This is a genomic window from Dermabacter sp. (assembly GCF_032550575.1).
Taxonomy (GTDB): Bacteria; Actinomycetota; Actinomycetes; order Actinomycetales; family Dermabacteraceae; genus Dermabacter; species Dermabacter hominis.
Map to the genome: position 1 here is coordinate 452,593 of NZ_JAWFZC010000001.1, position 21,988 is coordinate 474,580.

General features: G+C 64.5%; 20 protein-coding genes. 6 read left to right on the forward strand and 14 right to left on the reverse strand.

Translation table 11 applies throughout. The annotated features are described in order from the left end of the window. Nucleotides 1-52 precede the first annotated feature (52 nt). From gatB to E6X30_RS02080, 5 genes are read right to left on the reverse strand one after another with little or no spacing between them, the layout of a single operon-like run. A complete protein-coding gene (gene gatB / locus E6X30_RS02060) occupies nt 53-1,564 on the reverse strand; it encodes an Asp-tRNA(Asn)/Glu-tRNA(Gln) amidotransferase subunit GatB (protein ID WP_316335644.1) in 1,512 nt (503 codons plus the stop codon). Continuing rightward, nucleotides 1,561-3,066, reverse strand: coding sequence for an Asp-tRNA(Asn)/Glu-tRNA(Gln) amidotransferase subunit GatA (gene gatA / locus E6X30_RS02065; RefSeq protein WP_316335645.1), 1,506 nt, complete (start codon nt 3,064-3,066; stop codon nt 1,561-1,563). Before gatA ends, gatB begins: the two co-directional genes overlap by 4 nt. Before the next feature lie 3 nt (nt 3,067-3,069). After that, entirely contained in the window at nt 3,070-3,366 is a 297-nt protein-coding gene (gene gatC, locus E6X30_RS02070) for an Asp-tRNA(Asn)/Glu-tRNA(Gln) amidotransferase subunit GatC (RefSeq protein ID WP_034374975.1), read from the reverse strand. 17 nt (nt 3,367-3,383) lie between these two features. Further along, nucleotides 3,384-5,798 carry an NAD-dependent DNA ligase LigA gene (gene ligA / locus E6X30_RS02075; RefSeq protein WP_396334962.1) on the reverse strand — a complete coding sequence of 805 codons (2,415 nt, stop codon included), beginning with the start codon at nt 5,796-5,798 and terminating at the stop codon, nt 3,384-3,386. Nucleotides 5,799-5,802: 4 nt separating this feature from the next. Next, nucleotides 5,803-6,651 (reverse strand): hypothetical protein, encoded by an 849-nt coding sequence (locus E6X30_RS02080; protein WP_316335646.1) that lies wholly within the window; start codon nt 6,649-6,651, stop codon nt 5,803-5,805. Nucleotides 6,652-6,811: 160 nt separating this feature from the next. Here E6X30_RS02080 and E6X30_RS02085 point away from each other — a divergent pair, with 160 nt between their 5' ends. The 5 genes from E6X30_RS02085 to E6X30_RS02105 are packed head-to-tail and all read left to right on the forward strand — an operon-like array spanning nt 6,812 to nt 10,857. Continuing rightward, complete coding sequence (locus E6X30_RS02085; protein WP_016664787.1) at nt 6,812-7,528, forward strand: DUF4129 domain-containing protein; 717 nt, start codon at nt 6,812-6,814, stop codon at nt 7,526-7,528. Then, a complete protein-coding gene (locus tag E6X30_RS02090; protein ID WP_016664788.1) occupies nt 7,525-8,085 on the forward strand; it encodes a hypothetical protein in 561 nt (186 codons plus the stop codon). Before E6X30_RS02085 ends, E6X30_RS02090 begins: the two co-directional genes overlap by 4 nt. Then, nucleotides 8,082-9,047, forward strand: a complete 966-nt coding sequence (locus E6X30_RS02095) for a MoxR family ATPase (protein WP_016664789.1) — start codon at nt 8,082-8,084, stop codon at nt 9,045-9,047. Before E6X30_RS02090 ends, E6X30_RS02095 begins: the two co-directional genes overlap by 4 nt. Before the next feature lie 2 nt (nt 9,048-9,049). Then, entirely contained in the window at nt 9,050-10,279 is a 1,230-nt protein-coding gene (locus tag E6X30_RS02100; RefSeq protein ID WP_016664790.1) for a DUF58 domain-containing protein, read from the forward strand. Beyond that, entirely contained in the window at nt 10,276-10,857 is a 582-nt protein-coding gene (locus E6X30_RS02105; protein WP_316335647.1) for a hypothetical protein, read from the forward strand. Before E6X30_RS02100 ends, E6X30_RS02105 begins: the two co-directional genes overlap by 4 nt. A 26-nt stretch (nt 10,858-10,883) precedes the next feature. On the opposite strand, the gene E6X30_RS02110 is transcribed toward E6X30_RS02105, so the two are convergent. The 9 genes from E6X30_RS02110 to E6X30_RS02150 all read right to left on the reverse strand — a co-directional run bounded on the left by E6X30_RS02110 (nt 10,884) and on the right by E6X30_RS02150 (nt 19,618). After that, on the reverse strand, nt 10,884-11,972 hold the full coding sequence (locus tag E6X30_RS02110) for a hypothetical protein (protein WP_016664792.1): 1,089 nt from the start codon (nt 11,970-11,972) through the stop codon (nt 10,884-10,886). Beyond that, the gene (mnmA, locus tag E6X30_RS02115; protein WP_070458369.1) at nt 11,969-13,072 is read right to left on the reverse strand and encodes a tRNA 2-thiouridine(34) synthase MnmA; all 1,104 of its coding nucleotides are present in this window, start codon (nt 13,070-13,072) and stop codon (nt 11,969-11,971) included. The genes E6X30_RS02110 and mnmA overlap by 4 nt, the downstream gene beginning before the upstream one ends. 94 nt (nt 13,073-13,166) lie before the next feature. Beyond that, nucleotides 13,167-14,300: a cysteine desulfurase family protein gene (locus E6X30_RS02120; RefSeq protein ID WP_316335648.1), complete on the reverse strand. Its 1,134-nt coding sequence runs from the start codon at nt 14,298-14,300 to the stop codon at nt 13,167-13,169. Next, the gene (locus E6X30_RS02125) at nt 14,294-15,175 is read right to left on the reverse strand and encodes a hypothetical protein (protein ID WP_096882804.1); all 882 of its coding nucleotides are present in this window, start codon (nt 15,173-15,175) and stop codon (nt 14,294-14,296) included. Before E6X30_RS02125 ends, E6X30_RS02120 begins: the two co-directional genes overlap by 7 nt. A gap of 2 nt (nt 15,176-15,177) precedes the next feature. Beyond that, nucleotides 15,178-16,188, reverse strand: a complete 1,011-nt coding sequence (locus E6X30_RS02130; RefSeq protein WP_096882803.1) for a VWA domain-containing protein — start codon at nt 16,186-16,188, stop codon at nt 15,178-15,180. Next, complete coding sequence (locus E6X30_RS02135) at nt 16,185-17,201, reverse strand: VWA domain-containing protein (protein ID WP_316335649.1); 1,017 nt, start codon at nt 17,199-17,201, stop codon at nt 16,185-16,187. Before E6X30_RS02135 ends, E6X30_RS02130 begins: the two co-directional genes overlap by 4 nt. Further along, nucleotides 17,198-17,662, reverse strand: a complete 465-nt coding sequence (locus tag E6X30_RS02140) for a hypothetical protein (protein WP_061211714.1) — start codon at nt 17,660-17,662, stop codon at nt 17,198-17,200. Before E6X30_RS02140 ends, E6X30_RS02135 begins: the two co-directional genes overlap by 4 nt. Continuing rightward, nucleotides 17,649-18,542, reverse strand: coding sequence for a DUF58 domain-containing protein (locus E6X30_RS02145; protein ID WP_016664799.1), 894 nt, complete (start codon nt 18,540-18,542; stop codon nt 17,649-17,651). Before E6X30_RS02145 ends, E6X30_RS02140 begins: the two co-directional genes overlap by 14 nt. A gap of 8 nt (nt 18,543-18,550) precedes the next feature. Further along, complete coding sequence (locus tag E6X30_RS02150; RefSeq protein WP_070436178.1) at nt 18,551-19,618, reverse strand: MoxR family ATPase; 1,068 nt, start codon at nt 19,616-19,618, stop codon at nt 18,551-18,553. Between the two features lie 134 nt (nt 19,619-19,752). On the opposite strand from E6X30_RS02150, the gene glgX reads away from it, so the two are divergent. Further along, the gene (gene glgX / locus E6X30_RS02155; protein WP_084813960.1) at nt 19,753-21,954 is read left to right on the forward strand and encodes a glycogen debranching protein GlgX; all 2,202 of its coding nucleotides are present in this window, start codon (nt 19,753-19,755) and stop codon (nt 21,952-21,954) included. Nucleotides 21,955-21,988: the final 34 nt, after the last annotated feature.

The window sequence follows — 21,988 nt, forward strand, 5'->3', positions numbered from 1 at the left end:
GAGGCCCCATTTCATACTAGGTAGTTCTTAAGTACCCATTATGACCGGTGAGTTAGCCCACCTCAAGTTTGGCCATAATGATCTCACGAACGCGCCCGGCATCAGCCTGGCCGCGCGTCGCCTTCATGACCGGGCCGATAAGCGCGCCGATTGCCTGGACTTTGCCGCCCTTGATCTTCTCGACCACGTCGGGGTTATCAGCGATGGCCTGGTCCACGGCACCCTCGAGAACCGAGTCATCAGAGACAACCGCGAGGTTCTCCTTCTCCACGATGGCGGCGGGATCACCTTCACCATCGAGGACCTTCGCAAGCACCTGGCGGCCGATCTTGTCGTTGATCGTCTTGCCCTCGACGAGCGAGACGAGTTCGGCAACCTGAGCCGGAGTGACGCTGAGCTCCTCGAGCGCTTTCTCGGCTTCCTTGGCGATGCGTGCGAGTTCACCCATCCACCACTTGCGTGCCGCCTGGGGCTTCGCACCCGCAGCGACCGTCCCCTCGATCAGGTCGAGCGCACCGGCGTTAATGACGTCGCGCATTTCAAGGTCCGTGAAACCCCACTCGCCGAGCAACCGTCGGCGACGAGCCGCGGGAAGCTCCGGAAGCGCGGAGCGCAGCTCCTCAACCCACTCCCGGCTCGGGGCGACCGGCACGAGATCGGGCTCGGGGAAGTAGCGGTAGTCCTCGGCATCGCTCTTCACGCGACCCGAGCTCGTGTGGCCCGTGTCGTCGTGGAAGTGACGGGTCTCCTGGATGACCTCGGCACCGCTATCGAGCACTCCCGCCTGGCGGCTGATCTCGAAACGCACGGCGCGCTCAATTGCACGGAACGAGTTGACGTTCTTCGTTTCGGTACGCGTGCCAAGCGGTGCCTCCGGCGAGGGGCGAAGCGAGACGTTGATGTCGGCGCGCACGTTGCCGCGCTCCATGCGCGCTTCCGAAACCTCGAGGGTGCGGAAGATATCGCGGAGCGTGCGGACGTACGCCGCGGCCACCTCCGGTGCGCGGCCACCCGTGTTCGGGATCGGGCGCGTCACGATTTCCACGAGAGGAACACCCGCGCGGTTGTAGTCCACCTGCGAGTGGGTTGCGCCCTGGATGCGGCCCGTTCCACCGATGTGGGTGTTCTTGCCGGCGTCCTCTTCCATGTGCGCGCGCTCGATGTCGACGCGCACGATCTCGCCGTCGTCAAGTTCGACGTCGACGTAGCCGTCGTAGGCGATCGGTTCGTCGTACTGCGAGGTCTGGAAGTTCTTCGTGAGGTCCGGGTAGAAGTACTGCTTACGCGCGAACCGGCAGTGCTCGGCAATCGAGCAGTTCAGTGCGAGACCGATCTTGATCGCGTACTCCACTGCCTTCTCATTGACGACCGGCAATGTACCCGGGAGGCCGAGCGAGACGGGCGTAATCGCCGTATTGGGTTCGGCGGCAAACACATTGGGAGCGCCATCGAACATCTTGGTCTTCGTGCCAAGTTCGACGTGGACCTCGATGCCGAGGGCCGGGTCATACTTCTCGATCGCCTCGTCGTAGTCGAGGGGTTCGATATCCGTGTAGGCGTTCACTTGGCGCCTCCTTCCAGGGCCGGGGCGTTGTTCAGGAGAGGCCCTCCCCAGGTGTCTTCAAGCAGCGCCTCGAGTGCGCCGCCGGCGCGATAGAGGCGATCATCGGCCATCGCGGGCGCGAGGAACTGGAAGCCTGCGGGCATCGAATCCTCGGCGAGGCCGCTCGGGAGCGAGAGGCCTGGGACACCCGCGAGGTTCGCGGGGATCGTCGCGATGTCGTTGAGGTACATCTTGAGCGGGTTTTCGGTGTTCTCACCGAGGCGGAAAGCGACGGTGGGAGCGGTCGGGGACGCGAGAACGTCGCACTTGTCGAAAGCCGCGGCAAAGTCGCGCTGCACGAGAGTACGCACCTTCTGGGCGCTTCCGTAGTAGGCGTCGTAGTAGCCGGAGCTAAGCGCGTACGTGCCGAGCAGAATGCGGCGCTTGACCTCGGCGCCGAATCCCTGGCCGCGCGTGGCGGCCATGACCTTTTCGGCGGTCGGGTGGTCCTCGGGAACAACCCGCATGCCAAAGCGCATGCCGTCGAATTTCGCGAGATTGCTGCTCGCCTCGGACGGCATGATGAGGTAGTAGGCGCCAAGCGCGTACGTGAAGTTGGGGCAGCTCACGCGAACAATCTCCGCGCCTGCTTTTTCGAGGAGCGCGAGCGATTCTTCGAAGCGCTGCTTCACGAGCGGATCGAAGCCTTCGCCCTCGAGCTCTTCGATAACGCCGATGCGCATGCCCTTGACGTCCTTTGCGCGGGCAGCCTCGACGAAATTACCGAAGCCGTCCTTGAGGGAGGTCGAGTCCTTCGGGTCGTAGCCTCCGATGACCTCGTGCAGGAGCGCGGCGTCTTCGACCGTGCGCGTGCACGGGCCGGCCTGGTCGAGCGAGCTTGCCATCGCGATGAGGCCGTAGCGCGATACGGAGCCGTAGGTGGGCTTCACGCCGACGGTTCCGGTCACGGCTGCGGGCTGGCGGATCGAGCCGCCTGTGTCGGTGCCGATCGCGAGAGGCGCCTCGAAGCCGGCGATAGCTGCGGAGGAGCCGCCGCCCGAGCCGCCGGGGATTCGCTCGAGATCCCACGGGTTGTGGGTGTTGCCGTAGGCGCTCGTCTCGGTCGAGGAGCCCATCGCGAACTCGTCCATGTTGGTCTTGCCGAGGATCGGAAGCTTCGCGTCGCGGAGGTTCTCCACGAGCGTTGCGTCGTATGGCGGAATCCACCCTTCGAGGATCTTCGAACCGGCGGTGGTTTGGATACCCTTCGTGACAACGACATCCTTCACGGCAACGGGAACACCCGCGAGCGGCGCGAGGCTCTCGCCCTTGGCGCGCGCCTCGTCGACAGCGTCGGCGGTGGCACGTGCGTCCTCGCCGGTAACGGTCACGAACGCATTGAGCTGGCTCTCGACGGCCTCGATGCGCGAAAGGTGCGCGTCAGTCAGTTCGCGCGCGCTGAACTCGCCACTGTCGAGGCCCTTCGCCATCTGCGCGGCGGAAAGCTTCACAAGGTCGGTCATCGGTTACTCCTCCCCCAGAATCTGCGGAACGACGAAGCGGCCGTCGGCGGCCTCGGGCGCGCCGGAGAGTGCCTCTTCTTGCGTGAGGGTTTCGGTGACCTCGTCTTTTCGGAACACGTTGGTCATGGGGATCGGGTGGCTTGTGGCCGGGACGTCGTCGCTCGCGACTTCACTCACGGACGCAACCGCGTCCAAGATCGCGTCGAATTCGCCCGCGAATCGGGCGATTTCGTCGTCGGTGAGCTCGATGCGAGCGAGGGACGCCAGGCGTGCGACTTCTTCAGAACTCATTGCTGGCATGCCGCCCATTCTAGGCGCTACGGCAGGGCGTTTTCTCCACCCTCGAGAAGCGATGTGAAACCTTCCTCATCGAGAATCGGGATGCCAAGCTGCTCTGCCTTGGCGGCCTTCGAGCCCGCATTCCCGCCAACGACGACGTAGTTCGTCTTCTTCGAGACGCTTCCGGATGCCTTGCCGCCTCGCTGGAGGATCGCCTCTTTCGCGCCATCGCGCGTGTACCCCTCGAGAGAGCCGGTGACAACGATCGTGAGCCCTTCGAGCGTCTTTTCGATTCCGCTCGTCGATTCGTCGACAACGACAACGCCCGAGCGCTTCCACGCCTCGACGAGCTCGGCGTGCCATTCCTCCTGGAAGAACGCCGCGACGCTCGTCGCGATCGTCTCGCCGACGCCATCGGTTTTGGCCAGTTCCTCGACGCTTGCGTTCGCGATCGCGTCGATAGATCCCCAGGCCGTCGCGAGAGCGCGGGCGGCCGTCGGACCCACGTGGCGGATCGAGAGGGCGACAAGCACCCGCCAGAGACCTGCCGATTTCGCCTTGTCGAGTTCGCTCATGAGCACTTCGGTGGTTTTTCCGACGGTCGCCGGCTTCACGAGGCTCCAGGATTTTCTGGACTTGTAGTAGCGCCACTGCGGGCGGTTCCAAAAGGCGCTCACGGTGCGCCAATCACCCGTTTCCTCACCATCGCGGCGCACGCTCTGGTAGACCGTGACCTCGCGCAGGTCCTCGGGCGTGAGATCAAACAGATTCGCGCCTGTGCGCACGACGCCTGAGCGTGGTGCGGGGATGCGGGGATCGTCGGGGTCGGTGATGCGGAGCATCGGGACGCCGTCCGCATCATCGGTGGCAACTCCGTTCTTGAGTGTCACAAACGCTTCGCTGTGGAAATCCTCTTCCGTAAGCACCGGCAGGTAGAGCACGTGGCCGGCCTTGAGAGAGGCGAGGGCTTCGGCGCGGCGCTTATCGGGATCGGTGAGGGCGATCGCGGACTCGTCACCAAGCGCTTCGATGTCAAAGGCACCGCGGCTCGCGGCGTGCGCGATGCGACCGGTGACCTGGGAGGGGCAATCCTTCTGGTTGGGGCAACGCCAGTCTTTATCGCCCTCTTTTTCCGGCCGAATCTCTGCTCCACAGCTCGGGCAGTTCTTCGGCATGACGAACGGTTTTTCGGTTCCGTCGCGGAGCTTTTCGACCGGGCCAAGGATCTCGGGGATCACATCGCCGGCCTTGCGCAGGATGACCGTATCGCCGATCAGCACGCCCTTTCGTTCGACATCGAATTGGTTGTGGAGCGTCGCACGCGCAACCGTCGAGCCCGCGACCTTGACGGGTTCCATGACACCGAAGGGGGTCACGCGGCCAGTTCGGCCCACGTCAACCTGAATGTCGAGCAGCTTTGTCGTGACCTCTTCGGGCGGGTACTTGTAGGCGATGGCCCAGCGCGGTGCCCTAGACGTTGCTCCAAGAGCACGCTGATGAGCGAAGTCGTTGATCTTGATGACGATGCCGTCGATGTTGTGCTCGAAGTCGTGGCGCTTGCGCCCCGCCCGTTCGATATACTGCGTGACCTGCTCGAGCGAGTCGAGCACCTCGAAGTGAGGAGAAGTGGGAAGGCCCCACGAGGCAAGCATCTCGTAGACCTCACTTTGGCTCTCGGGGTATCCGACGGCGCCTTCGTGCGCACCGATCCCGTGGACGTACACCTCGAGGGCGCGTGAGGCGGTGATGGAGGAGTCCTTCTGGCGAAGCGATCCCGCGGCGGTGTTGCGAGGGTTCGCGAACTCGCGAAGCCCCGCCTCGCGGCGCTCCTCATTGAGTTTTTCGAACTCGTCGACCGGGAAGAACACCTCGCCGCGCACTTCGAGAAGCGTAGGCGGCTTTTCAGTGCTCAGAGTGTGCGGCACGTTGCGGATCGTCTTGACATTCGCGGTGACGTCCTCGCCAACGCGACCGTCGCCGCGCGTCACGCCGCGCACGAGTGTGCCGTTTTCGTACACGAGCGAAATGGCGAGGCCGTCAATCTTGAGTTCCGTCAGGAACTGGGGCGTTCCGGGCGCGTCCTCCTGGCAGCGCTTCGCCCACTCGCGAATCTCGTCGAGGCTGAAGGCGTTGTCGAGGCTCATCATGCGCTCGATGTGAGGAACCGAGGCGAATCCCTGGGCAACCGCGCCGCCCACGGTCCGGGTGGGTGACTCCTCGCTCGCAAACTCGGGAAACTCCTCCTCGAGACTCTTGAGCTCGCGTTCGAGGGCGTCGTATTCGCCGTCGGCCATGATCGGCGCGTCGTTCTCGTAGTATTCGACGCGCGCCTCTGCGAGGCGTTCGCGCAGCTCAAGAATGCGGCCCTCAGCCTCGAGCGCGGTCATCTCGGCGAGGTCAGCGGCTGCGGAGCTGTCTGAGGCGGTCGTGCTCGGTGTCTGCTCGGTACTCACGCGTTCAGTCTACGGGCCGCTCCGCTTCGCCTTCCTGCTCGCGCTTCGCTTTTCGCCACAGGAAGAACGAGGAGACTGCACCCACCGCAAAGATGGCGAGCCACAGCACGAGCGCTCCGATGCCAAAGGAACTCTGTCGCTCTCCGCTTATGTCCAAGGCCAGGAGGATGCCAGCGAGCACCATGAGTGCAAGCTGGAAGAAAAGCTTGCGTTTTGCGACCGTCGCGCGATCCTTCGGGAGGTTACGCGCGTATCGCACGGGATCGCCGCACTCCTCCCCCACGCTTCGGTGTGCAGATTCGGCACGGGCGTATGCGTCGTCTGCGAGCTCCTCGATGCGTTTTTCGGTGAGGTCCCCGCGCTCGCGAGCGGCACGAATGAATTCTTCGCGCCAGTCGCCCCGATCCTCACCCGAGCCGAAGAGTCGCGACTCTTGCTTCTTTGGCGCGGGCCAGAGAGCGAGCACGGCCCACGCGAGAGCGCCATACACGGGCACGCCAATGAGATAGACGAACGGCGAAAGCTCATACCGCTGGTCGGTCAAGAGCTCGAAAACAGTCGCGCCCGCGAGGGCAAGCGCAAGAATGCTCGCGGCGACAACAACGCACATCCATGCAAACGGCAAACGCCGACGCGTCGCGTCATACACTGCACCGGCGACCGCGATGAACATTCCGAGCATGAGCGGGGCGATGAGCCCGCCGAGCGAGATGTCGGCGCTCAAGCCATCTTTGAGAAGCCACACGATCGTGAAGAGAACGGAGAGGCCCGCGGCCGCGGTGAAGGCGAAGGCAGTCGTGAGACGCGCCGTCAGGGGCGCGTCATCGTCAAAGGCCCAGCCGTTGTGGTTCATCGCCTCTCCTCGCGTGTCTCTCTCGCGTGCGTTTCCCCCTCAAGCTTTTCACACGATCGCCGGTGCGAGAATCCCCTTCAGGGCTCCGGTATAGGATTTCGGGACAAAGAACGCCGCGCCGCGCACGAATCACGAGGCCCGGAGTGAAGGGAGATTCGCGATGAAAGTTGAGCGGGTTCTTCCTGCGCTCATCGCGATCGTTTGCGCTCTCCTCTTCGGATGTGCAACGGCCGCGCACATGCCTCCCCTCGTGGACATCGGCGCCGGCCCCTCGGCCCTCGATGTCCTCCCGCAGGAGAGCGCGACTGACCAGAAGGCACACGTCAATACGGAAATCTCCGCGGGGTTCGAGCAGTATCAACCCGAGGGCCCCAATCCCCTCGGCCCGACCCTCGAGATCATCGTGTGGGCGCTACTCGCGCTTGCAGGGCTGTGCTTACTCATCATTTGTGTGCGGGTAGGGCTACGCGCGCTTAGGACGCGGCGAACACTCACTCCTCAAAGCGAAAGTGGGGACGCGCCGAGCGAAGTCGAAGCCTCCGCTGTCGCGGCCTCTCTCCAGGCCGCGGCGCAAGCCCTTGAGAGGAGTGCGGTCGACGGCAACGCCATTGTCGCGGCATGGCTCGCGATCGAAGCCCGCCTCACGGAAGAGGGTTATGGTCGCTATTCCTACGAAACCTCAAGCGAGTTTGTCGAGCGCGTCGTCGGCTCCGCTGGACTCGATAACTCTCGCCTCGCGCGCCTTGGGGAGCTCTACCGAACCGAACGCTACTCGAGCGCAGAAACTCGCCCCGCCAGCCTCAACGAGGCACGAGACTTGCTCCGTGCCTTGAGCGGCGAATTGGACACGGCCCGCAAGGGAGGCGCACGTTCATGAAACGTCTCGTGCTCACCTTCGCCGTGACGGCGGTGACGACGGCAATCGTCCTCGCGCTGCACCTCGTCGATATCCGCCTCAACCTCGCCTACGCGCTTATCTTTACCCTCGGCGCACTGCTCGCGAGGGAGCTCAATGCCACGGGACTCACCGGAAGCGAGGCTCCCGAGTTTCCGCGAGTCCTCTATCGCGCAGCACCCGAGCTCGAAGCAGCAAAGGATCGCCGCGTGCGCCGCATCGAGGATGACCTCTACCGCACAATCGAGACAAAGCGGCAAGGCCCGCGCCTTCCCGCAACGTACCTCGCGGGCATCGCTCACGAACTCGAGACCCTCGCTGCCACGCGCGGGGAAAACCTCGTGCTGTCGCAGCAAACGTCGGACATTATCGCCTGTGCGGAAGAGAGCGACGCTGCCCACTCCCCCGCCTATGCCCCTCGACCGCGCACGACGCAGGTCCGCCTCACACGTCGCGGCCTCGTCGCAGCGCTGCGCGACCTCGAGAGTGCATACGCACGACTGATCGCCCCCGCACCCCACGTCAAGGAGAGGCCATGACCGACACCTTCACCCCGAGCGAGGCCGCCGCACTCAGCACGCGCATCCTCGACGAGACAGAGCGCGCGATCGTCGGTAAGCGCGAAGCGCTCACGAAGCTCCTCGCGGGCATCTACGCGGGCGGACACGTCCTCCTCGAGGACTACCCGGGCCTCGGCAAAACGCTCACGGCCCACTCGTTCGCTCTCGCTCTTGGACTCGAGTTTCGCCGCGCCCAGTTCACGCCCGACCTCCTGCCTGCCGATCTCACGGGCTCCGAGGTGTTCAATCAAAAAACGAACGAGTTTGAGTTTCGGCCAGGTCCGGTATTCACGGGGCTCCTCCTTGCCGATGAAATCAACCGCACGCCTCCCAAAACTCAGGCTGCGCTCCTCGAGGCGATGCAGGAACGCCAGGTGAGTATCGAGGGCACGACGCACGCACTCCCGCGCCCATTTCACGTGCTCGCAACCGCCAATCCCGTCGAAACCGAAGGGACCTATCCCCTGCCCGAGGCCCAACTCGACCGTTTCCTCATGCGACTGACCTTCGGCTACCCGAGCGCCGACGACGAATGGGATGTCATCGCACGCCGAATCGAGCGCCGCGAGGAGAGCATCGACGTCGAGCGCGTGCTCCAGGCGGGCGAACTCGAAAAGCTGCAGCGCTCAGTCGAAACAATTCACGTGAGCGAGGCCGTTGGCCGCTACGCCGTCGCGCTCGTGCGCGAAACGCGAGAGCACAGCGAGACCGCGATGGGGTCTTCGCCTCGCGGCTCGCTCGCGCTCATTCAGTGCGCACGCGCGCTCGCGCTCATCCAGGGCCGCGAATTCGTGATTCCTGAAGACATCAAGACTTTGGCCCACGCGTGCCTCGAGCACCGCGTTGTGATCCGGCCCGAACTGTGGCTCCAGAACATTTCACCCGCGAGCGTGATCGACTCGATTCTCACGCGCGTTCCCGCCCCCGAAGCTGCCGCTTGAGAATGCGTACAACCCAGGCCTACACGCGCGCGGTACTCGCAGCCGCGGCGTTCATCCTGTACGGCGTGCTCGGCTCACGCCTCGACGCCCTCCTTGCTGGGTGTGCGCTCGTTGCCTGGATTGCGGTCGCCCACATCATGCGGCCGAGCGAGGCGAAGCCGGCAACGCTCGAGGCCGCGGAAGCCAAAGTCAACGAGGGTGAGAGCGTCACGGCGATCGCTCGCGGTGCTCGCGGAACACTCGTGACCGTGGGCGTCCACATGAACAGCGGGCTCGAGTATTCGCCTCGATGGGCGGTCATCACGGGTCTCGAAAGTACGTGGGTTCGGGCGACGCCCCGGGTGTGGGGCACGCACGAGTTCGGCCCGTTCACCGTGCAAGAAACCGATGCGCTCGGGGCGTTCCGACGCCACCGGCACCACGCAGCGCGCAACGTTTCTGCCGTCGCGAGTGCAACGGCGAAGCCTCGCCCCCTTCCCCTTGAGCGCGTCCTCGGTGTGAGCGGTCCCCATACTTCCCGCACGAAAGGTGAGGGGACGGCGCTCGCCGACATCCGCCCCTACCGCGCGGGCGATCGACTCAAAACAATCAACTGGCGCGTGACCTCACGCCGGGGAGTACTGCACACGAACGAGACCTTTTCCGAACGAGACACGGACGTCCTCATCGTCGTCGACACGATGGCCGATATCCGGCCGATCGGTGCCGAGCCCGGGGATGGCCGCGCCTCGAGTCTCGATATGAGTGTTGAAGCCGCGACGGTGCTCGCGCGTCACTACCTCTCGCTCGGCGACCGCGTGGGCCTGCACGATGCGGGAGCGTTAATCGGGTCGATCCCCTTCGGCACGGGCGAGCGTCACATGCGACGCATCCTCGAAGCGCTTTCGGCCGTATCGCGCGACAAGTCCGTGTCTCCTCGTTTACGTCGGGCCCCGCGCATCCGCTCCGGCACACTCACCATCGCGTGCACTCCCCTCCTGAGCGAAGAGTTCATCGGGCAGATTGGCCTTCTACGCACGATCGGCGCGAACCTCACAATCATCGACACACTTCCCGCAGAACTCACGAATACCGCGCGCCTCACGGGTGCTCCCATGCGCCGCATCGACGGGATCGAGGACACTCATCTGTGGGACGAGGCATGGGTTATTCGCGGATTTGAGAGGCGCTTCGTCATCGCCGATCTTGAACGACGCGGGATTCCCGTGCGCCGCCTCGAGGAGGCTCTGTGATCCGTTCCCTCACCGATCATCTTCTCGATGCTTTCGACCTCGTTCGGGCCGTCTCTCCCACTCAGTGGTGCGCGAGGATCGGCGCGCTCGCCGCGCAAATCGCCGCTGCGCTCGTCGTCGCGGCGGGTGCAACGACTGGTTTTACGGCACCTCTCACGATGGGGATCATACTGCCGTTTATCGCGCTCGCCGTACTCAACCTTCTTCAACTAGCCCAGCCGGGATCAGAGGCGGGACTCGTCACGTTCGCGGTGTGGATCTTCGCTCTGTGGGCCTCGCCTCCGCTTTCGCTCGCACCGGCAATCGCCTTCGCGATCCTTGTGCTCGCGTCGCATTCCCTGTGGGCACTCGCCGCGCGTTCGCCCGCCCACGGGCGAACGAGCACGAAGGCCCTGATTCGCGTCGTCGGCGCGCTGAGCCTCGTACTCGGTCTCGCCGCGGCGCTCATTGCAATCGCCCTCGTTCCAGTCGCCTTCATGCGCCCGGAAGCAATCCCGAGCGTCATGATCCTCGTCGCGATCCTCGCTGTTTTCGGAGCGCTCGCGTGGCTGCTTCTACCGCGTACGAGCTCGAAGTAGCGGGGCGTCTTTCTCGCTTAATCGCCCTAGTCGCTCACGCGTTCGGCAAGGCCCGGCGCGGCGTGCATGATTTCGTCCATGTCGCACGGGCGCACGAAGGCCGACGCGCCATTTTCACGCGCGGGGTCGGCCGCCCGTCGCCGCGTAACCGCGAATGCGAAGCCGCGAGCCTCGCGAGCGGCGTAGCCAAGCTCGTTCCACGCGGCAAGGACGTGCCTCATCGATCTCTCGACCGCGCCCGCCGTCGCCAGGAAGCGAATCTCGACGCCTCTTTCTCGGGCGTCGGCAAGCGCCTCCCACGCACCACCAACGGCCGCGAGGTCTCTCGAGAGTGGATCGAGGGCGATACTACGCACCCCCGCATCGAGGGCCGCACGCACGATCCCCACTCGCGCGTCAACGGCGAGCGTGAGTTCTTCCGTTCCAATCCCCCGCTCGGCGGCCCCGGTTATGCAGGCCGAAAAAAGATCGGTGAGCCCCGTACGGCCTATGGCGCGGTGGAAACGATAACCGGAGGCGGTACGCACACGCCCCTCAACGGCCCGAAGTGCTCCTCGCTCATCGAGCATGACGCGCGGCCGTGCGCCAGATACGCGTTCGCGAAGCACGGAAACCTCGGAGCCGATGCCCTCGGCAATGAGGGTGGGAAGCTCCCGCACGAGCCCCGCATCGGCGAGCGCGAGCTCGCCGGAAGCCATAAACACCGAAGAGGCGCACGACACGGGCCCGAGGCGCACAAGGCTCAACGGCCCCTCATACTCGAAAAATGCGAGGCGAGCCGCGTCGAGGCGCGCAAAGGCCGCATCGCGGTTGGCGCGCCATCGTGCGCCTTCGCCCGGGCCGATCCGCCAACCGTACGGGGCGAGGTCTCCCGACACCGGCAGCATCGCGAGGCTCGCCGGAAGAACGTGATCGAAGGAGTCCTCGCCTCCGAGCGCGAGCGAGGGCTCCACCCCGAGACCCGCCTCAGGACTCGAACCGAGAAGGGAGCGCATCCGCGTCAATCGACCGAGGAGGCGGCCACCATCAATGTCCGCGGCGGACTCGGTGAGAGCGAGGGTGCCGTCGGAAAAAATCGTCACGAGCGAATCGGGCGCTCCCCCGTGTGCTGTCATGCGCGCGCGTCGAGAGTTGCCGAGGCGAGCACGCGGTCGCCCGCGTACAGCACGAGGGTTTGACCGGGCGCGACCCCGCGGATCGGTCGAGCAAGCTCGACACTGACAGAGGCGATTTCTGCCTCGCCCTCCCGGCCGGCCTCGACACTCGTAATGACGCCCCCTATCGCCTCGCCGTGTGCGCGAATCTGCGCCTCAACTTCGCGGCCCTTATCAAGATCCTCGAACGGCACCACATCGCTCGCGATGAGCGTGCGCGTCGAGAGCAGTTCGGCGGCCCCCACGACGACCTGACGCGTCTCGGGCTTGACGTCGAGTACATAGCGCGGCTTGCCATCGGCGGCTGGTCGGCCCAGGTTGAGCCCTTTACGCTGCCCCACGGTAAAGCCGTACGTGCCCGAGTGCTCGCCGAGCACCCGACCGTCCGTATCAACGATCTCCCCGGGCTGCTCACCGAGCTCACGCTCGAGGAAACCACGCGTGTCCCCGTCGGGGATAAAACAAATGTCGTAGCTATCAGGCTTGTGGCCGACGCCGAGCCCACGCCGATCCGCCTCGGCACGCACCTGGGCCTTATCGGCGAAGTCTCCGAGCGGGAACACCGAGCGCGCAAGCCCTTCGGGCCCCATCACCGCAAGCACGTAGCTCTGGTCCTTGAGCATGTTCGCGCTCCTGTGGAGCGAGCGCGCCCCTTTCGGGCCCTCGTTCCTAATCGAGGCATAGTGGCCCGTGCACACAGCATCGAATCCAAGCAGACGAGCGCGGTCCATGAGCGCCGCAAACTTGATCCGCTCGTTACAGCGCACGCATGGATTCGGGGTGCGGCCGCGCGAGTACTCCGAAAGGAAATCCTCCACCACGAGGTCGTGGAAGTCGTTAGAGAGGTCCCACACGTAATACGGAATCCCAATATGATCCGCCGCGCGGCGGGCATCCGAAGCGTCTTCGACCGTGCAGCACCCGCGCGAACCGTTGCGGGTCTGTTCGCGGTTTTTCGACAGCGCCATATGCACACCCACGACATCGTGGCCCTGCTCAACGGCGAGCGCCGCAGCCACAGCCGAATCGACACCGCCACTCATCGCGGCAAGAACCTTCACCTCGCGCCTTTCACTCGCATGCGTTGCAAACGCCTCCACTGTACAAAGCGAAAGCCCCGCACACACGATGTGCGCGGGGCATCTCACGAAAGAATCAGCGGTTCGACGCGACCGCTCGCGCCTGCTCGAGAACCCCCGGGAGGACGCGTACGAGCGCCTCGACATCCGCTCTCGTGCTCGTCCACCCGAGTGAGAACCGGATAGCGCCGCGCATCCGGGTCTCCGAGTACCCCATTGCGCTGAGCACGTGGGAGGCCTGCGTGACGCCAGCGTGGCAGGCCGATCCCGCCGAGCAGTCGATGCCTTCCTGGTCGAGGAGGAACAAGATCGCGTCCTGGTCGGCGCCCTCGAAGCACACGTGCACGACGTGCGCAGAACGCGGGGCGTTCTCGGCCGTGAAATGGGCGCGGGGATCGATCTGGCGGATGCTCTCACGCAAATACCCGGCAAGCGCCTCCCTTTCTTCGCCTTGTGACTGGCGCTCCTCGGCGCTCTCGCGAAGTGCCGCCGCGAGCGCGGCAGCGTGGGGCGCATCGAGCGTGCCTGAACGAATACCGCGCTGCTGCCCGCCACCTGTGCCGAATGCCGACAGCTTGATCGACGGGTCGGCGACGAGCAGGCCCGCGCCCACGGGAGCGCCGATCTTGTGGCCCGTAATCGAGCACAGCGGCACCTTCGCAAAGTCCGGTGGCGCCATGTGTGCCATGGCCTGCACCGCGTCGGTGTGGACGACGGCGCCATAGCGAGAGGCGAGCTCGGAAAGCGCCTCGAGGTCCTGGATGACTCCAGTCTCGTTATTCACGAGGGCCGCGCTCACGAGAGCGGCAGAGTCTCGCCCCTCGGAAGGCGCCAGGAGCTGCTCGGTCGCGGCGAGATCGAGGCAGCCGTCGGAATCCACCGGCGCGAGATCCCCGCCAAGCGCACGCACCGTATCCACGACCGCGGGGTGATCCGTCGCAAGCCCAACGACGCGCCCTCCGATCCCGCGAAGGGCGAGATTGTCGGCCTCCGTGCCACCGGAGGTCATGATGATCCAGCTGCGCGGAACGCCAAGGACATCCGCGATCTCCGCGACGGCGTCGTCGAAAATCCCGCGCACGCGGCGCCCCGAGGCGTGCTGGCTCGAGGGGTTGCCGAGGGTGCGGGCGGCCTGCGCGTACGCGTCGAGCGCGCTTGGGCGGATTGCCGTTGTCGCAGCGTGATCCAAATACACGCGAGTTCCTACCATGGTTTCGTTACTCCCTTGTCGTCGCCCTTGCCGTCTTCGTCTCCCTCGCCGTTCGAGGGGTCATCGCCGCCGTTCTGCTTCTTGAGCTCCTCCTGTTTCTTTTGCTCCTCGGGATCGGGCGTAGGGGTGTGGCCCTCGTTCCCCTTCCCCTTCGGGTCATTCTTCTTGGGATCGTTTTCGGGGTTTTCCTCGTCGTTTTTCCCTTTGTCGCTGGGCCCCTCGCGCTCCTCGTTCCCAGCTTCGCGGTCGGCTTCCTTCCGCTCTTCCTCGATCTGCTTGCCCGTTTTCCCGGTCGATTCCTTATCTTCGTTGGAATCCGAGGAGCTTCCCCCGTTTTGGCACGGCTCGAGGATCTCTTCGGCCCTATACAGAAGGTCCGCGCGCTCATTCGGGTCTTCAATAGCCTTCGCTTCTCCAGCCATCGCGACCGCGAGGTTGTTGCGGATCTTGCACTCGGCATGCGGTGGTTTGTTGAGGTCCTTCCCCGTCGTCCACTCGCTCAACGCCTTTTCAAGCTCTCCGCGCGCCTCGGGGAACTTGTTTTCGCGCAGGAACGCTGTGCCTTTCGTGAGATGCGGAAGGTAGGGCTCGAAAAGGTTGAGCTTTTCGACGGGACCGAGACGGTCGCGCGTATCTTCGTACTGCTCGTTCGAATACGCTCCCAGAGCCCACGCCTGGGTGAGCGGCATCGAGACGAAGCGCACGATACCCGCGAAAAGGAGGAGAACGGGGATCGCGATCAGAAATGTGCCGATCACCCGCAGGGTAAGAAAGCGCCCGCGATCAATTCCGAAGCCGCGCCCTTTTCGCGCCGAGCGGCGAAGGCCGAAGCGCTCTCGCACCGTAAGCCTCTGGTCGTGCGAGCCTTTCGACATGGCTATCTCCTTCCGGCACGCGCGACGTCCGCGCGAGACAGGGGCTTGGGCAGGCGCAGAGTGAGAGTGACAAGCTCCCACACCGCCAGGAGCGTGAGGAGGATCGAGGCGATCCAGTACCAATCCTCAAAGCTAGGCGTGGGTTGCTCCTCCGTCGAGTCGATGAACGTGAGTTTGAGGTCCTTCCACGTTTTCTCGAGGGTTGCTCCATCCTCGCCACCGGTGCGGTGGACGTAGGCAACGCCCATTTGCTGCGCGATGAACTGGAGGTTCTTTTCATCGATTTTTGAAAGTCCCCGACCGCCCGCAGGGTCCTTGATGTATTCGCCGTCATGCTCACCACCTACGGTTTTCATGGGGCCGCCCGCGGCGGTGCCGTATCCGAGCACTGCGCCGCTGTCGAGCTTTCCGCCGAGCGCCCCGAAGGGCTCGGATTCCTTCTGGTCGGTGTTTTCGCCATCGCTCAAGAAGTACACGATGACGCGCGATTCAGGGTCTTCCTTTTTGGTTTGATCCACGAGCTTCTGGAGGGCGCCTCGCGGGCGGTCAACGTTCGATCCTCGCGAGTAAGCGGTTGTTTCGGTGCGTGCCGTGTCGATCCACGACTTGACCGCGCCTGAATCGGTCGTGAGCGGAAGCTGCGCAGAGGCACTCGAATCAAACGTGAGGATTGAAAAACGCGCTCCTTTGAGGCCCTCCATGATCCGAGCCATGTCGGCTTTGGCCCCCTCGAGGCGCGGCTTCGAGCCGTCGTAATCTTCGGCGTTCATCGAGCCCGTGAGGTCCACAACGAAGATCACGTTCGCATTGAGGCGCTGGGTGCTCAGCGTTTCATCGCCCGTCACGGGCCGCAGAGCCACGACGGCGAGAACGAGCACCATAAGCAGGCGCCGCAACCAGTCGAGACGCGCCCCCTTGCGCACCCCGAGGAGCACGGCGCACGTGACCGCGAGCGGAACGAAAATGAGGGCGATAGCCCACCACGGCATGAGGGGATGCAGTCCAAAATTCATCGCTGCCTCCACCCTACGACGACCACTCCGATCAGCATTGCGAGGCAGAGCCCGAAAAACATGGCGGGATGGTCAGTGCGGATGACTCGCGCAATCGCGCCCATGTCGCGCGCCTGTGCCTTTTGAATCTGGGCGATAATCGCTGGAATCGCCCCCGGGTCAGACGAGGCCGAGAAGCCACCGCCCGATCGTTCTGTCTCGCTTTTGAGTTCATCCGCGCAGTGCCCCTGGCAGGCCGACGCCCCCGGATAGAAGGTCCACATCGTGATGTCGCGCTCGATCAGGGTGTCGACGGCTCCGGGGAGTTCGTAAATGCCGGTGCCGCCCGGTTCGTTATCCGTTGCGAGGACTACGAAGCGCGAGCGTTCCTCTTCCGCGTGGTCGAACAACTGACCGCACGAGGCGACGCCGTTACCAATAAGCGAGGGCGGGTAGGTCTCCGAGTAGGTGCCGCCCACGTAGTCCCAAAACTTCTGGATGTCCTCATCGCTGTACTGGGCCGTGCCGAGCCTGTGGGCGACGGGATTGTAGTTGAGAGCTTCGATCCCCCGCTTGAGCTCGCGTCGGATCAGACCGTAGTCATTCGTGAGCGGGAAGACCGTGCGCGAGTTCGAGTTAAAGATCGACAGCCCGACGCGCTCTCCCTTGAAGCCATCGACAAGCTCGAGGTAGCTTTCGAGAATTTCACGGTCGAAGGGGAGCATCGAGCCGGAAATATCGAGGCACAGCACGATGTCGCGGTTCTTGAATGACGGGGTTTCAACGCGTTCGCTTGCGAGGCGCCCGGAAAGGAGGGCCCCGGACAGCACGAGTATGCCCGCGAGCGCGACGCTCACGAGGCGCAGAACGCGCGAGGTTTTTTGTGCGCGCCGCACGCTCGGTAGGTGGTCGAGGTAGCTCGTGTTCGCGACGAACAGCGCGCGATTACGCACGGCACGGCGGTTGAGATAGGCGAAGGCCCACGCGATGAGGCCCGCGATCAGGAGGAGGCAGCTCACCCACCAGAAACTCATGACCATGCGCGCACCACCCCTCTAGCCGCGTGCAGACTTTCGGAAAGGCGCGTGCGACTGTCGCGGGCATAGCCTGCTTCGTGGGTGCGGGCGAGGAGATTTCCGACGGTCTGCGTGCGCGGGTCGGCCTGAATCCGTTCGACGGGTTCTTGGCGAATATCGAGCCCCTCGCTGCGAAGAACAAAGACACGCAGGATGGCTTCGAGATCGCGATGTCCCTCGCGCGCGCTCTTCTCGCCTGCGTCGACGGCTTCCCCGAGAGCGTTGATCGAGCGGAGGAATTCGGCTTTGAGGGCGTCAGTTGCGCCGGGGCGCTTCGCGTAGGCGCGTCGCTCAACGAGCCAGCGGGTGAGCTTCACAAGGGTCGTGATGAGCGCGATGATGACGAGCGCGCACAGCACCGCGAGGATGAGCCACGCAATCGAATACTGCGGCGGGTCGATGATCTCAAGGCCGTCCATTACGTGCCCCCTGTCTGCGAAACATCGCGATCATGTCGTCAACGATCTGAGAGTCGCCGTCGGTAAGGGTGTGGACGATCCCGAGGGAGTCGAGCATCGCCGTGATGTCAGCTTCGCGCTTCTCGCGAAACGCGTCTGCTTCCTTTTGCACGGCCGCGACCGTGCGCGTGTGGCGAAGGATTTCGCGCGGGTAGCCGGGGTCGATGAGTGCGGCATCGAGGTCCAGGCGCCCGAGCGGGTCGGCGTCGCGGATGCGCACGACCAGCACGTCGTGGCGCGTCATGAGACGTCGAAGAGCCCCTTCACATTCTGGTCCGGGGTTCGCCTCGTCGGTGATGAGGAGCATGAGACTTGAGCGACGCGTGAGCCTGAGGGCCCGCGTGAGTGCCCATTCAACATTCGCGGGGGCCCCGCCGAGGACGGTGTTCTTCTGGAGAGTTCTGAGGAGGAGTTCGAGGTGGCCGCGCGAGCTGCGCGCAGGAAGCTGGAGCTGATCGCCCGGGGTCCCCGCAACGAGTCCCACGAGATCGCCGTTGGAGTGGGCGAGGTAGCACAGCAGGCCCGCGGCGGTCACGAGGGCGTCGCGCTTGGAGGTTCCGTCGGCGGCGCTCGCTGCCATCGCACCCGACGTATCGCCGATGACGCACAGGTAGCGTACGCGCTCCTCGTTGAATTGGCGGATGAGCGGCTCGCCGCTTCGCGCGGTCGCCTTCCAGTCGATATCGGAGATTTTGTCGCCGGGCTGGTAGTACTTGAGGTCGTCGAAGTCTTCGCCGCTGCCTTTAAACAGGGAGCGCCCGCGACCCGAGATAAGACCACGCACCTTCTTGGTGGTCGTGATTTCTATCTTGGCCTTGACCTTTGTTAGAAGCGACGCCAAAGCGGCTCCTACGGAAGCGGAACCGCGGAGAACACCGCGTCGATGATCGTCTCGGGCGTAATTCCGCTCGCGAGTGCGTCGAAGGTCATCACGAGTCGGTGGCGCAACACCGAGTAGCGCAGGGCCCTCACGTCGTCGGGGGTAGCGTAGTCGCGTCCTTCGACGAGCGCGTGGGCCTGCGCGACGCGCATGAGTGCGAGCGAACCACGCGGCGAAGCACCGACGCGCACCGATTGGGTGATGTTTTGAATCGGGCGCGGGCCCGAGCCGCGGGTCGAGAACACGAGGTCGATGATGTAGCGCTTGACCGCGGCATCCACATACACGCGGTCGACCGCACGCTGAAGGAACTCGATGTCCTCGAGGCTCACGCTCGGCCTCGTGCTCTTTGGCGCAGCGAGCGTGCCCGAGGTCGAGCGATCGAGAATCTCATGCTCTTCCGCGGGCTTGGGATACGTGAGAATTTCCTTCATGAGGAAGCGGTCCATCTGGGCTTCGGGCAGCACGTAGGTGCCCTCTTCCTCGATGGGGTTCTGGGTCGCGAGCACCATGAACGGGTGCGGGAGTGGATAGACCTCACCGCCGATTGACGTCTGACGCTCCTGCATCGCTTCGAGCATCGCCGACTGGGTCTTTGCGCTCGAGCGATTGATCTCGTCGAGAAGGACGATGTTCGCGTGCACCGGGCCAAGCTGGGTCGTGAACTCACCGGTGCCATAGTTGAAGATCTGCGTACCGATAATGTCGTTCGGCATGAGGTCGGGCGTGCACTGGATTCGGCGGAACGAGCCGCCGATCGCGCTCGCGAGCGCCTGCGCGGCAGTTGTCTTCGCGAGACCGGGCACAGACTCGAGCAGCACGTGACCACCGGCGGCGAGGCTTGTGAGAAGCGCGAGCCGCAGACGCTCCTGGCCGACGACCCGCGTGCCGAACACCTCGGCGATACTCGCGACAATATGCGCCGCCCGTTCCCGCTCAGCGGGGCCGAGCACGGGGCTTTCCGGTTGGAACGTCCGCGTACGGGAGGGCCCCTGCCCCACCGGACGAGGCGAAGGCGCCTGACCATTCATACTCATGCACGTACCTCTTTTGCCGCTTCCCGATCGGTCACACGTGCGCGAGCGCGCGCACTACGGCATGACAATACCGAACCGGACTCGACGCCACGTCAAAAACACGGCAAACGCCAGATCTCTGAAACAATGTGTGCGTGACTGTCCCCCCTCCACCAACGACGCCCGGTCTCACCGTGAACGAGGCAGGCGTCGGAACGTATTCGATCCCTGCCCCGCGCGCCGAACGGATTGAGCTGTGCATATTCGACGCAGGCCGCGAGCGCCGCATCCCGCTCCCCCACGTCGACGCGGGCGTGCACTGGGGAGCCGTCGATGGCCTCACCGAAGGGACCCACTACGGACTACGCGCCTACGGTCCTTGGGCGCCCGAACTCGGCCTCGTATTCAATCCCAACAAGGTACTCGTCGATCCGTACGGGCACGGCATCGATCATGCCTCGGCGCTCCTCGAATCGATGTTCGCCCACACCGTCGATTCGGCACTTCGACCCACGCAGCCCCTCGAGCGCGATCCGCATGATAACGCCGACTCAGCGATCCACTCCGTCGTCACGCGCGTCAATCCCGACCGCTTCGACCCCGCGCTGCGCCCCCGCACCCCACTTCGGGACACCATCATCTACGAAGCGCACGTCCGCGGCTTCTCGAAGCTCAACCCGGATGTTCCACCCGAGCTTCGCGGCACCTACGCGGGCCTCGCCCACGAGGCCTCCATCGCCTACCTGCGCGAGCTGGGCATCACGGCGATCGAGCTGCTGCCGATCCACGCGGCCCTCGACGAAGTCCACCTCACGCGCCTCGGGCTGAGCAACTACTGGGGCTACAACACCCTCAGTTTCTTCGCCCCCAATCCGCGCTACGCCACCCAGGCCGCACGTGACGAGGGCCCGAGCGCAGTCCTCGCCGAAGTCCAGGACATGATCAACGCGCTTCACGCCGCCGGCGTCGAGGTCATCCTCGATGTCGTCTACAACCACACGGCTGAAGGCGCTAAAGACGGTCCGTGCGTGTCCTTCCGCGGGCTTGACGCGCGCGAATATTACTGGCAGGACTCGGGCCACCTCGCCGACTTCACCGGCACGGGCAATACCCTCGACGCGCGAAGCCCCTACGTCGTGGACCTCGTCATGCGCTCGCTGAGGTTCTGGGCAAACACCGTGGGAGTCGACGGGTTCCGCTTCGATCTCGCCACCACCCTCGCACGTGGTGAGCACGGCTTCGATGCACAGCACCCTCTTCTGACCGCCATGCGCACCGACCCCGCGCTCGCGGGCATCAAGCTCGTCGCCGAGCCGTGGGACGTGGGCAGCTTCGGGTGGCAAACGGGCAACTTCCCGGCGGGCATGAGTGAATGGAACGACTCCTACCGCGACGACATTCGAGGCTTTTGGCTCTCGAGCACCCGCGAGCTGAGCGAGAACGGCGCGCCGCAGCACCCCTATATTCGCGATCTCGCCACTCGGTTTGCGGGCTCCGCAGATATTTTTCGACGCGCCGATCCGCACGATCTACCCGAGGGTCGGTCGATGCGCTCGCCGCTCGCGTCGATCAACTTCGTGACCGCCCACGATGGCTTCACGCTCACTGACCTCACGACCTACAACGACAAGCACAACCTCGCCAACGGCGAGGACGGCCGCGATGGCACCGAGAACAACCGCTCCTTCCACCACGGCACGGAGGGTCCCGATGCGGCGCTCGAGGCCGTGCGCGATCGAAGCGCCCGCAACCTCCTCGCAACGCTCCTCACGAGCGCTGGCGTTCCTATGATCACCGCGGGTGACGAACGCTTGCGGACCCAAGAGGGAAACAACAACGCGTATTGCCACGACGGTCCTCTCACGTGGCTTTCGTGGGACTCGAGCGAGCGCATTGAACGCCACCTCGCCTTCACAAAAGCAGCGATCGCCGCTCGGCGCGCCCTCAGTTCCCTTCGCCCCTCCACCTTCTTCGACGACGCTAGCCTCGAGGATCGCGAGCCGGGAGGCATCAGGTGGCTCAAGGGCGATGCCTCGGCCATGAGCCACGCCGATTGGTTCAACCCCGAACGACGCCACTTGAGCATCGCGATCCCCAACCACGACGGCCTCACCATCGTGGTGATGAGTAACGAACAGGGACCTCGAGAGGTGCGCTTGCCCGCGAGCGCTTGGGGTGCCGGTCCGCTCAGCATCGCACTGGACTCTTCGCTCGGAGGCGCACGTCTCGACCGGGCGAACGAGAGCCTCCACCTCGACGGACCAACGGTCGTCGTCGTGCAATCCGACGGTTGGCGATCGCCCGCCTCTCGAGACGAAAGTGCAGACAATCTCCCAGCGCACCCCGATAAACTTTGAGGCGCAGATCACGACCATGCCGAGATTGGGAGGC

Coding starts and splice junctions, on each gene's coding strand:
- E6X30_RS02080 (WP_316335646.1), bottom strand. CDS start 6,651: ATGAACCACAACGGCTGGGCCTTTGACGATGACGCGCCCCTGACGGCG.
- E6X30_RS02120 (WP_316335648.1), bottom strand. CDS start 14,300: ATGGTAGGAACTCGCGTGTATTTGGATCACGCTGCGACAACGGCAATC.
- E6X30_RS02085 (WP_016664787.1), top strand. CDS start 6,812: ATGAAAGTTGAGCGGGTTCTTCCTGCGCTCATCGCGATCGTTTGCGCT.
- E6X30_RS02125 (WP_096882804.1), bottom strand. CDS start 15,175: ATGTCGAAAGGCTCGCACGACCAGAGGCTTACGGTGCGAGAGCGCTTC.
- gatC (WP_034374975.1), bottom strand. CDS start 3,366: ATGCCAGCAATGAGTTCTGAAGAAGTCGCACGCCTGGCGTCCCTCGCT.
- E6X30_RS02090 (WP_016664788.1), top strand. CDS start 7,525: ATGAAACGTCTCGTGCTCACCTTCGCCGTGACGGCGGTGACGACGGCA.
- E6X30_RS02140 (WP_061211714.1), bottom strand. CDS start 17,662: ATGGACGGCCTTGAGATCATCGACCCGCCGCAGTATTCGATTGCGTGG.
- E6X30_RS02130 (WP_096882803.1), bottom strand. CDS start 16,188: ATGAATTTTGGACTGCATCCCCTCATGCCGTGGTGGGCTATCGCCCTC.
- gatA (WP_316335645.1), bottom strand. CDS start 3,066: ATGACCGACCTTGTGAAGCTTTCCGCCGCGCAGATGGCGAAGGGCCTC.
- E6X30_RS02110 (WP_016664792.1), bottom strand. CDS start 11,972: ATGACAGCACACGGGGGAGCGCCCGATTCGCTCGTGACGATTTTTTCC.
- E6X30_RS02150 (WP_070436178.1), bottom strand. CDS start 19,618: ATGAGTATGAATGGTCAGGCGCCTTCGCCTCGTCCGGTGGGGCAGGGG.
- E6X30_RS02100 (WP_016664790.1), top strand. CDS start 9,050: ATGCGTACAACCCAGGCCTACACGCGCGCGGTACTCGCAGCCGCGGCG.
- E6X30_RS02095 (WP_016664789.1), top strand. CDS start 8,082: ATGACCGACACCTTCACCCCGAGCGAGGCCGCCGCACTCAGCACGCGC.
- E6X30_RS02135 (WP_316335649.1), bottom strand. CDS start 17,201: ATGAGTTTCTGGTGGGTGAGCTGCCTCCTCCTGATCGCGGGCCTCATC.